Source organism: Treponema lecithinolyticum ATCC 700332, assembly GCA_000468055.1.
Taxonomy (GTDB): Bacteria; Spirochaetota; Spirochaetia; order Treponematales; family Treponemataceae; genus Treponema_C; species Treponema_C lecithinolyticum.
The window spans coordinates 407,869-419,051 of record KI260569.1; the positions used below are offsets into that span (position 1 = coordinate 407,869).

Consider the following 11,183-nt stretch of genomic DNA (forward strand, 5'->3'; position numbering starts at 1 on the left):
TTCGGCATCCAGCGCACGGGCAGCACGGTCATCCGTTATAAAAGAAGTTAATTTGTCCCGTGCACACGTATAGTCCGCTTGCATTGCGCAATTGTTTTTTGTTTTTAAGCCCGTCATTCCGCCCTCCCGCAGCACGGTATGCCGCGCCGAAACAGTATATTGTATAAATATCCGCTCCGATATTACTGCGCCGGCACACTATATATTGTGCTGTTTTCAATAATGTACTAATTATAAACACTAGCAAAATAAAATGCAAGCGTTTTGACGGGCTTTTATGCTCTTTTTATGCGTTCTTTTATACGTTTACGCCTTTTTTTCTTTTAAATCCGTTGCAAAGAGTTTAACTACAAGGATTGCCGAACCTATGGTAACGATTGTGTCCACAACAGAGCCGGAAACCCACACACCGCGAACACCGAAAAAACGGGGTAAAAGCAAAACTGCGGGAACATACAAAAACAATTGACGCGCCATAACAAATATTCCGGCGTATTTTGCTTTTCCCAGCGCTTGAAACAGCGTTAAATTGATAATCATAAATCCCAAAAGCGGAAACATAATTATCATAAGCAAAGCGTTGTGTTTGCCCGAAGCGACAAGTGCACTGTCTTTAATAAATAAGCCTAAAACACCTTCAGGAGCCAATAAAAAGCCGAGCCAAAAAGCCAGTGCAAGCACAAAGGCAAATGCATAAAACATCAGGGTTCCTTTTTTTACACGCGAAAAACATTGTGCCCCGAAATTGGTTCCGGCAAAGGGCTGATACCCCTGACTGATTCCCCACAGCGGAATAAAAGCAAGCATAATGTATCTGAAAAAAGCTCCCATCAAAATAACTTGGTCTTCTCCGCCGTAGCGTTTTAAAGTGGAATACATAACTGCTTGCTGTATAAGCGCAAAAACTTGCATAAACCAAGCAGAAAGTCCTACAGATACGGTTTCTCCGATTATGCTTTTTTCCAGCTTAAATGCGGTAAAACGGACTTTTTTGCTGAAAAAGGCAAAATATACAAAGTTCAGTACTCCCAGTACCACTTGCGAAATAACCGTTGCTATAGCCGCGCCTTCTATTCCCATCTGCAGCGGAATGACAAATACCGCATCGAGTATAATATTCAGCACGGCACTGATACCCATAAGCAGCATAGCAAAAGCCATTTTGCCTTCGCCGCGGATAACCATATTCGCCGCTTGTCCGAAGTTTACAAAAATGGAACCCAAGTACACAATCCGCAAATAGCGGATTCCCATATCCAGCATTTCGCCTTCGGCACCGATCAGTTTTAAAAACAGCGGCGCTAAAGCATAGCCGGCGACCGTAACAATCGTTGAAAGCAGCAATGTTAATATGAGTACGTTTCCCATTACCGCATCAATCGTTTTTTGATCTTGTCTGCCGACTGCACGGGACAATACCGAAGCCGATCCCATGCCGATTAATACCGCAATACCGTTATTGATCAAAGTGAATGCATACGCAAGGCTTATTGCACCGAGCGCCGAAGCGCCTACAAAACGTCCCACAAAAATTGCATCCACAAAACTATATAAACTTATAACAAGCATTCCTATAATGCCCGGAACACTTAACTGCAGCATAAGTTTAAATATATTGTCTTTAATTAAACTTTCCCGTTTATCCGCCATAACAATCTCCTTAAGATTTTTTACGTTAAGATACCGCACTATTACTGACGGTACCGTCACTAATAGAATACCGGTTTTAGAAAAGAATGTCAACAAAGATATTTAAGAGCTTAATTTTTTTATCGTATCGTACAAAAATCGGTGTATTTCATCGCGGTTGTTATCAAACACGCTTTTATCGGTAAACAGTTCACGTATAACAAACATGCCGAAAAATATACGCGCATAGATTTTTGCAGCTGCATTGGAAAAAAAACGTTTTGCTTTGACTAACATTTCCGGATATTGATCTTTTAACATATCCAAATTTTCTACAGCCAATTCATATGCTTGTTTTTCCAATTGTGCGTGCAGCTTTTCGGTTTCTTTATCGTACAGCACTTCGGCTAAAAACATCATATACAGTTTTCTTTCAGGATTTTTTTCATACAATTTACCCATAAGCATTTGGGTGATAATTTCATAAATATCGTCGTTCTTTTGTAAGCCTTCTTTTATTATTTCTTCATTGCGATGGAAGCGCAAATAGTTTCCGCTTTGCATAATATCAAACATTATGGTTTTGGTATTTTTATAATATTGATATACCCCGCCCTTCGACAAACTGGTGCCGGCAACAATATCTTCCATTGTGGTGTAGCGGTATCCTTTTTTTAAAAAAACCTTTTTTGCTGCATTCATTATTTCACTGCAGCGTTCTTCTTTTGTTTTCCGTTCGAACTTAGGCATAGAATTATTGTACTTTCAAACTGACATTTGTCAAGAACAGTACGCCGCATCTGGAGTCCGCCGCACGGGACAGCACTCTACACTTATGGTATACTAAAAACCGTAGGTTATTATGGATTTTTATACGGACGGATTTTTTTTACAAAATACGGTGCAGCTTGCAAAAAGTTTATTGGGCAAACTGCTGATTGTCAAAAACGCAACTGAAAACGAAAGCACGACAGACAGCGAAAAGACAACTGTCAGCGGCTATATTGTTGAAACCGAAGCATATTTAGGTATTCAAGATAGAGCGTGCCACGGATGGGGCGGAAAAAAGACAAAAAAAACAAAAGCCCTGTATGAAAACGCGGGAACGATTTACATCTATACCATACATACTCACAAAATGCTGAATATAGTAGCATGCGAAAAAGACAACCCGCAAGCCGTGCTCATACGAGCCGTTGAACCCGTGTCCGGCTTAGATATAATGGCACAAAACAGAAAACGTACACCTTTTGTTCCCGCCGCTTCGTTTCCCCCTACTACCGGAGCTGCGCTTGATATCACACTAACCAACGGACCGGGAAAATTGACACAAGCGATGGGCATAGGAGACATACACAATATGACTATGATACAAACGGGAAGCTTGTGCATAGATTTTAAACACAGTAAAACTCCCAAAGCAATCGGAACAAGCGAACGCATAGGTATTCCGAACAAGGGAATATGGACGCACAAAAAACTACGCTTTTTTGTGCAGGGAAATAAATTCGTGTCGGGAATAAAAAAATCGGATTGGCAAGATTTTCCGTGGCGCTGATTTCTGAAAATATCGTCAGCACTTCATTATAGAGATTGACAGTATATAAAAGTAAGCATAAACTCATAATAGATTTTGTTGCTTCTGCAACAATCAGGGCAAAATGCTGAATTTTTATACGTCGTTTTTAGCGCGTACGGCGGTATTCAAAGGAATTGCCGCACAAGACATAGACAAAGCAATCGCATGCTTGCACGGTTTTTACCGCTCTTTCGAATACGCTCAAGAAATATACCGCTCGGACACCGTTATTTCGCACGCAGGAATCGTTATCGATGGAAGCGTTCACGCCGAACAAATCGGCATAGACGGAAAAACCGTGCTGCTTAAAGAAATCGTTCGCGGCGAATCGTTCGGCGAAGCGCTGTGCTGCCTCGGACAAGCCGACCCTTTTTTGCGGATTGTAAGCGCGGAAAAATCAAAAGTGCTGTTTATCGAAATCCCGTCGACGCACGCAAGCAATCGGTGCCGCTGCCCGTACCGCATGATTGTACTCGAAAATCTTTTGCGCGAAATGGCGCTCGACGTTCAACATTTAAATATGAAGATTCGGCTTTTGACGCAGCCGACGCTGCGCTCCAAACTTTTGCTTTATCTGCGCCTTATGCAAAATACCCTGCAATGCAATTCGTTTACACTGCCGTTTACGCGCGAAAAACTTGCACAATTTATATCGGCAGACAGAAGCGCCGTGTCGCGCGAACTGAGCCGTATGAACGCAGAAAAAATTATTAAGATTAAAGGCAAAACGATAACGGTGCTTTAGCTCCTTTACCTACATTATTTATCAAAAAAAATCACAATTTTGTTGCCGGAGCAACAGATTCGGCACGAAATTTATTGTATGTTAATTACGGTTACTACACGGAGGCTCAGCATGTTAAAAAGCAAACACATATTTTCAATTGCAAAAGACAACGAACCGTCAGCTGGCTGCACGGAATCAAAAAGCCTCCTCGATAACGGCGCGTGTGCCCTGACTGTTTTTTCGCTTGCCGCGGGAACGAACATCAGCCCCGAAAGCTACGGTTATCCTAAAATCTGGAAAATCGAAAAAGGCGGTGCCGACGTGCTGTATTTGGATAAAGCTGCGCAAACGCTTTTATCGGGCGATATTTTTATCGTGCCGCAAAATATTCCGGTCGGCATTCGAAGCAAAAGCGGGTGCATATATTCGGAAATACTTTTAAACAAGGAGTGTGCTATGAACGACGTTTTAAAAAGCGGAAATGTTTTCGCGCTTAAAGATCTTCTTCCTTATAAAGAGGGAAAGATTGTAAACATGGATCTTGTCGACGGCGATAAAACCAAATTTGTGATTATGGCTTTCGACACGGGAACAAGCTTGAGCGAACACGCAGCCCCCGGAGACGCACTTATATTTTGCCTCGACGGGGAAGGCATTATCGGATACGAGGGAAAAGAATACCGCATTCATGAAGGCGAAAACTTTAAGTTCGATAAAAACGGCACGCACTACGTTAAAGCGGAAGGCAAATTCAAAATGGCACTATTGCTCGTGCGTGACTGATTGAAATATAGGGAGAAAAAAGCCTTGCCCGGAACAAGACTGTCTTTTTCCCAAAGGAGAATTTATGTATTACGAAGCGGGTCATGTATTTTTGGCAAAGCTCGGCAAAACGACGCTGCGCCCCGGAGGAATCGATGCGACCGCATGGCTTATCGAACAAGCACGGATAAACAGCGGCACAAAGATTCTTGAAGTTGCATGCAACATGGGAAGAACGATGATTCAGCTGTCGAAAAAATACGGCTGCAAAATCACCGGGATAGATCTTGATAAAGACGTGCTGAAAAAAGCGGAAGAGAACATCAGGAAAAATCATCTTGAAGACAAGCTTACGCTGATTCACGGAGATGCGCTTGCCCTGCCGTTTGAAGACGCGAGTTTTGACATCGTTGTAAACGAAGCGATGCTGACGATGCTCGTCGGCGATAAAAAGGATAAAGCGCTCAAAGAATATTTTCGCGTGCTCAAGCCGGGCGGACTTCTTTTAACACACGACGTCGCTCTTAGAACAGCGGACAGTGCCGTGCAAAAAGAGCTGCGTTCGGGTTTAAGCAAAGCCATAAACGTCAGCGTCGAGCCGCTCGATGCCGGAAGCTGGAAAGCGCTTTTTCTTAAAAACGGCTTTACCGTTACGCAAAAAAGCGGCGATATGACGTTAATGAGCCCTATCGGCATAATTCACGACGAAGGCTTTGCCGGCGCGCTGCGCATTATGCGCAACGCAATGAAAAAAGAAAACAAAGCGATGTTCCGGCAAATGTTCCGCTTTTTCAATGAGCATAAAAAGGAGCTTGCCTACATTTGCAGCGTGGGAACAAAGCAAAACGGATAGCAAGCTGTATATTTATATAAGCTTTGCAACGCACGCTTCAACATCGGTCATAGGAGCCGGCGGTTCAAAACGAGCAACGACGCTACCGTCGCGCGCGACAATAAATTTGGTAAAGTTCCATTTGATGTCGGAATTGTTTTCATAATCCGGATTGCTTTTTTTAATATAGTCGGCAAGTATTTGCGCCGTTTTACCTATACCGAAACCTTCAAATTCCTTTTGCGATTTTAAATACGTATACAGCGGCAGCTCGTTTGCTCCGTTTACGTCTGATTTTTTCATTTGCGGGAATTTCGTATTGTAATTGAGCGTGCAAAATTCGCTGATTTGCTCATTTGTGCCCGGAGCTTGCTCTCCGAATTGATTGCACGGGATATCGATTATCTCCAAGCCCTTGTCGTGATATTTTTCGTACATTTGTTCAAGCTCTTTGTACTGGGGTGTAAAGCCGCATTTTGTTGCAGTATTTACAATTAGCAGCACTTTTTCTTTATAGTTTTTAAGCGGCACATCCTTTCCCTGTGCATCCTGAACCGAATAATCGTAGATTGACATATTTTACCTCCGTAAAAATTGATTTATTTTACGCAAATTTTTCAAAACATTCAATAAAGCATGAATGTCCATAACCGGCCTCAAAGTTAAATTTTCAATTCCATTTCAATACATTCCCATACGCCGTCCGGCATGGTATAAGTTGCAGTTTCTCCTGTTGGTTGAAAACCGGCGGCTTCATAACAAAGCCGTGCACGTTCGTTATTCGTAAACACTCCCAATATTATTTTTGAAGCATGCAAAACGTTTTTTGCATATTCTATTGCAAGCTCTACCATTTTCTTTCCGTTTCCCTTTCCTCTGCTTTCAGGCGAAAGTATAATAAAACCGAAGCGCACAAGTGTTTTATCGTCTTTATTTGGGTAGCGGATAAACAAATGACCGAGTACGGTGCAGTCGTCAATGGCACAAAGAGGAATGACAGACTGTACGCCGTTCATCGAAGCATAGTATTCATTCAATTCATTGCCGTTCAATGGGAAGCGCCCTATTTTGTCGGCAGACCATTGATAAAGCTGCTTTGCATCTTTAATCCAGCTGCAAATGATTTTGGAATCTTGCGCTTCATATTTTCTTAATACCATTTTACACTCCTCTACTTCACCGCTCGCGTCGCGATGAATGAGGGGATGTGCAATTCGCGCGGCACCGGTTTTGTCGGCGTCAACACTACAGACCATTGCCCGTTTTTCGCCTGCACAAAGGTTTGATGATCAACCGGCTTACCCCATTCCCAGCCTTCCGCAATCCAGCGGTCAATCACCGCCGCATTTGCGTCTTGATATGGTGTATTCATATACACAATTCCTCTAAAGCTGTTTCAAGCGCTTCTTTCGCAATTATAAGTATACAATACGCAGTTTTAATGCACATGTCAATTTATCTTCTAGGATAATCAGCGCCCCCATTTTCTGTCCACTTGGTAACTCCGGTGCGCAATAGCTTAAACTCCCTTTTAATCAAAATAAGCATGGGAAGTCCCGTTGCCAGTTCAATGAGCAGCGTGCCGTAGTACACACCGCGCACGCCGGTAAAAAGCGGCAAAATCAACATAACCGGAACATAAAGCACTATTTGCTGCATAACGGCGAGTATCGAACTGACATTTCCTTTATTGATTGCCGGAAAAAAACTCAGCGTTAAAAAACTGAGCGGCATTACCGGAAGCAGTGCCATATATATCCTAAATTGTACAATGTTTTCCGCAGTAATTTGAGCGCTGCTTATCATAACGCTTGCGGCAGTTTGGGGAAAGGTAAGCATAAAAATCCAAAAAGGAAGTACAATAATAAAGGCTGCCGTTAAAAACCGCTTAAAAAAAACAACGACGCGCTCAGGCTGTGCAGCGCCGAAATTCACCCCGATAACCGGCGGCATTGCAATCATAAATCCTGCAAGCGGTTGTACGACAAAGCCGAACAAGCGGATTACCATACCGTAAAATGCGATATCATCGGCGTTGCCGTAACGGGTAATAACGTTCAGTACCAGCATGGATTGCAAAATCATCATAATCTGCATTATAAAAGCGGATAAGCCCATCGGAATAATCTTTGCAACAATGTTTTTGTCCAAAGCGATTATCCGTATCTGCCGCAAAGCCGAAGGGGATTTATCGTTTGAACGCTGTAAAAGCGGTTGTGTTACCAAAACCGAGCAGCTTATATACAGCGTGCCGATAAGCGACTGCACTGCCATACCGATATTCGTACCGACTGCAGCTCCCTTTATTCCTTGTCCGAGCAAAACCATCAGCACGTAATTCGACATACCGTTGACGGCAAGACCGATTGCCATAATGACGGCGGATATCTTCATTTTTCCCTCTGCGCGAATTAACGAGTTTAACGCAATGGAATATATCCACAACGGTGCACCCCAAAGAATTGTCCGGTAATAAAGTTCACCGAGTTCAAGTTCGTTTCCTCTGCCGCCCATGGCAAACAAAAGCTGCTGCGAAAAAGCAAGCCCCAAAATCATAACCGCTGCCGAAGCTAAAATCACCAAAGCATTCACATTACCGAAAAGTTTTTGGCGAATGCCGGTATCCTCTGCTCCGATAGCAATACTCAACAAAGAACCTGAGCCGGTACCTATCAGTAAGCCGAAACCGACCAAAATAATAACTGCAGGCAGCGCAATGGAAATACCTGCAAGTGCGCCTGCTTGTGCAAAATGCCCGACAAAGATTCCGTCAAGCACATTGTTTGCCCCAAGCAAAAACATCGCAAGCACTGCAGGCCACGAAAAATCAATCAATATTTTCCACGGATTGCCGTTTAAAATCTGTTGTCGCTGTTGTTCCGTTTCCATTTACCCCGCCCTGAATCGATTCGTTTTTTACCGCGTTGTATTAAGTTTGCAAGCTTTATTTTATACTAATCATGCATTCTAGTGTATTAAAATTATGCTGTCCACTGCTCGCTTTCCCGCTGCAACCGATACATCTGTCGATAAATACCGCCCTTTTCCATCAGCTCGGCGTGGGTGCCGGTTTCGGCAATTGTGCCTTTATTGAGCACGATTATCTTGTCGGCGTTTTCAACCGTGCGCAGGCGGTGAGCTATGACGATAACGGTTTTATTCCGTATCAGCGTACTGATGGCACGCTGGATAAGCGTTTCGTTTTCAGGGTCCAGGGCTGCAGTTGCCTCATCCAAGAGGATGATCGGCGCGTCTTTGAGGAGAGCGCGGGCAATGGAAAGCCGCTGGCGTTCCCCGCCTGAAAGGGTGTAACCGTTTTCACCTATTTCCGTGTCATAGCCTTGCGGTAGTTTTTCGATGAACGAATCGCACTGTGCGGCTTTTGCAGCGGCGATCACTTGCTCCTTTGTCGCATTCCTGTTCCCGATTAAAATATTGTTGTACACGGTGTCGTTAAAAAGTACGACATCTTGAAACACAATCGAAAAAGCTCCGAGCAGGGTTTCAGGTTCTATGGTGGAAACATCGACGCCGCCGATACTGACCGTGCCCGATGAGGCATCCCAAAAGCGGGCTGCCAAGCGGGCAATCGTAGACTTTCCGCAGCCTGAATGTCCGACGAGGGCGGTAATTTCGCCCTGCTTTGCGGTAAAGCTAATCCCGCTTACCGTATCTTCTGCCGCATTGTCAGTTGTGTTTGCGGTGCCGTCTGCATTATCAGCAAAGCTTCCGCCGATGGCACTCGCACCTTTGCCATTCGATTCATTATATGAGAATGAAACATTATCGTAGCAAATATCATAGCCGTTCGGTTTAAAAGTTTCGCTTCCCGTCTGCTTGGGGTAATTGACAATCGCCTGCTTGCGCTCAACGGCAATCAGCATAAAGAAAAATTCGCCGAGCAGCATAAACACCGTTGTCAACGGATCGAAGATACGGCAGGAAATGAGCAAAAAGACGATGTACGTCAAAAGTTCAATATGTCCCTGCGACAGCAAATAAGCGCCATAAGAGATGACAAGCGGAAAGCCGAACCGGATAAGCACCGAACAGCCAAAAATAAGCGCTCCGATCGCAGCTTCGGACTTGAGCGCAACACTCGTCGTTTCGGTAATATCGTCTTTGAGTTTATGCACATACGAAGCCTTTTTATCGGAAGATTTTAACACCTTGATATTGTCTATCATCTGCTGAAGGGAATCGTATAGTGCATCTTTACACACAATGACACTTTTCATCTTTTTTTCCGACAGCTTCCGGCAGCCGATAATGATGAAAAATCCTGCAAAAGCAAAAATAAAAAGTGCGATAGTCATTCGCCAGTCTAAAAATGCCAATAATCCGGCTGCAATTAAGATTGAAATAATACCGCCGAACATTTCCGGCACGGCATTGGAAAGCAACTCTTCGATTATCGTAACGTCGTTCAAAAGGGTTGAGGTCAAATACGATAAATCCTGCCTGCCGAAATAGGACAGCGGCAGTTTTCGAAGCGATTCGGCAAGCGAAATACGCACATTCGCCGCTTCTTCATACGCACTGTTATATGTCTTGCCGTATTTTAGCTTTTCGAGGATAAACAATACGGCAATCATCGCCGCTCCGGCTGCCGAAATGGCCCACACATTCGGCGCTTGAAAGCCCTGCTGCATAATGCGTGCCAAAAAATACTGCAGCACATACAGCGAAAGCCCTAGCGGTACCATCAAAAACAAATTGATAATAGTCGCAAGCGTAATCGATAAACGCAAATTACGCGTTCCCGCATCCGACAAGGCAAAAAATCTTTTTAACATAATTCCTCCATTTGTAGGGGAAGACCTTCTAAAGAAAAATGACGACCAAAGGGAGTGCCCTTTGGAAACCCCAAACCATAGCTTTGGGATTATTCTATTTCGGATTGACTTGTCTCAATCCATAAGACATTCCGATATACCGCTTTGAGGTATTTCCCTCCGCTCGAAGGAAGTAAGTTCCCTCACTCGAAGGAAGCGGTATCTTTACGCTTTCGCCGTACACGGATGTACAGTTTTCAAACCCATTACACCAGCCCTGCTTTTGCAAAATGCTTTTTTAACACCTTTGCGCCCAAAAGCCCGCCGAGAAGACCGCCGGCAAAAGCGGTAACATAGAGAAGCGGCATAATCCATATCGGAAGATTGATCATCTGTGTTGCGTATGCGCTACCCATCATTTTTTCGATCAAGACATAGTATTGATCGGTGAATATATAAATCTGCCAAAAAGCACCGCACAGCCATAGGGACATAAGCGCATAGCCTACAATGCTCCCCTTGACGGTTTTATAGCCGATTGCTTTGCGCACCAGTTCTGCAAGTGTTGCAATGATAAGCGAGTGAACCGCTACCACTGGCGTGTGCCCCATCAATGTCATAAGACAGCCCGGAATGGCCGCAAAAATAAACAGCGCAAAGGGCTTCGGCGTTTTTGCCAAAAAGAACAAGGCAACGATACCTAAAACCAGGCTTGCCGCAAAGGGATAGAGCATAAACGTTACTATCAAAAAGCTGAGCGGTGTTCCGACGACAAAAAGTCCGACAAAATAAATAACGGCAAAGATACCGATATTAACCAAATCCTTTAACACAAGGCGGTTCTTCCCGCCTGACTGTAATTGTGTTTGTTCCATAAAA

The 11,183-nt window shown here is 44.0% G+C and carries 12 protein-coding genes; 4 read left to right on the forward strand and 8 right to left on the reverse strand.

Annotated elements, in window-relative coordinates:
- Positions 1-306: 306 nt before the first annotated feature.
- Together HMPREF9193_RS09965 and HMPREF9193_RS09970 are read right to left on the reverse strand one after the other, a co-directional pair.
- Positions 307-1,650: an MATE family efflux transporter gene (locus HMPREF9193_RS09965; RefSeq protein ID WP_040848117.1), complete on the reverse strand. Its 1,344-nt coding sequence runs from the start codon at positions 1,648-1,650 to the stop codon at positions 307-309.
- Positions 1,651-1,752: 102 nt separating this feature from the next.
- A complete protein-coding gene (locus HMPREF9193_RS09970) occupies positions 1,753-2,379 on the reverse strand; it encodes a TetR/AcrR family transcriptional regulator (protein ID WP_021688015.1) in 627 nt (208 codons plus the stop codon).
- Between the two features lie 112 nt (positions 2,380-2,491).
- Here HMPREF9193_RS09970 and HMPREF9193_RS09975 point away from each other — a divergent pair, with 112 nt between their 5' ends.
- From HMPREF9193_RS09975 to HMPREF9193_RS09990, 4 genes are all read left to right on the forward strand, one after another.
- On the forward strand, positions 2,492-3,187 hold the full coding sequence (locus HMPREF9193_RS09975; RefSeq protein ID WP_021688016.1) for a DNA-3-methyladenine glycosylase: 696 nt from the start codon (positions 2,492-2,494) through the stop codon (positions 3,185-3,187).
- 103 nt (positions 3,188-3,290) lie between these two features.
- A complete protein-coding gene (locus HMPREF9193_RS09980; protein ID WP_021688017.1) occupies positions 3,291-3,953 on the forward strand; it encodes a Crp/Fnr family transcriptional regulator in 663 nt (220 codons plus the stop codon).
- A 111-nt stretch (positions 3,954-4,064) separates the two neighbouring features.
- A complete protein-coding gene (locus HMPREF9193_RS09985) occupies positions 4,065-4,718 on the forward strand; it encodes a cupin domain-containing protein (protein ID WP_021688018.1) in 654 nt (217 codons plus the stop codon).
- 64 nt (positions 4,719-4,782) lie between these two features.
- Positions 4,783-5,550: a class I SAM-dependent methyltransferase gene (locus HMPREF9193_RS09990; protein ID WP_021688019.1), complete on the forward strand. Its 768-nt coding sequence runs from the start codon at positions 4,783-4,785 to the stop codon at positions 5,548-5,550.
- A gap of 12 nt (positions 5,551-5,562) precedes the next feature.
- Here the strand turns inward: HMPREF9193_RS09990 and HMPREF9193_RS09995 are convergent, their stop codons facing one another.
- The 6 genes from HMPREF9193_RS09995 to HMPREF9193_RS10020 form a co-directional block, all read right to left on the reverse strand.
- On the reverse strand, positions 5,563-6,105 hold the full coding sequence (locus HMPREF9193_RS09995; RefSeq protein ID WP_021688020.1) for a glutathione peroxidase: 543 nt from the start codon (positions 6,103-6,105) through the stop codon (positions 5,563-5,565).
- An 86-nt stretch (positions 6,106-6,191) separates the two neighbouring features.
- A complete protein-coding gene (locus HMPREF9193_RS10000) occupies positions 6,192-6,689 on the reverse strand; it encodes a GNAT family N-acetyltransferase (RefSeq protein WP_040848118.1) in 498 nt (165 codons plus the stop codon).
- Positions 6,690-6,700: 11 nt separating this feature from the next.
- A complete protein-coding gene (locus HMPREF9193_RS10005; protein WP_040848120.1) occupies positions 6,701-6,901 on the reverse strand; it encodes a hypothetical protein in 201 nt (66 codons plus the stop codon).
- 83 nt (positions 6,902-6,984) lie between these two features.
- Complete coding sequence (locus HMPREF9193_RS10010; RefSeq protein ID WP_021688022.1) at positions 6,985-8,418, reverse strand: MATE family efflux transporter; 1,434 nt, start codon at positions 8,416-8,418, stop codon at positions 6,985-6,987.
- A gap of 92 nt (positions 8,419-8,510) precedes the next feature.
- Entirely contained in the window at positions 8,511-10,325 is a 1,815-nt protein-coding gene (locus HMPREF9193_RS10015) for an ABC transporter ATP-binding protein (protein WP_021688023.1), read from the reverse strand.
- A gap of 245 nt (positions 10,326-10,570) precedes the next feature.
- On the reverse strand, positions 10,571-11,179 hold the full coding sequence (locus HMPREF9193_RS10020; protein ID WP_040848122.1) for an MptD family putative ECF transporter S component: 609 nt from the start codon (positions 11,177-11,179) through the stop codon (positions 10,571-10,573).
- Between the last annotated feature and the right edge of the window lie 4 nt (positions 11,180-11,183).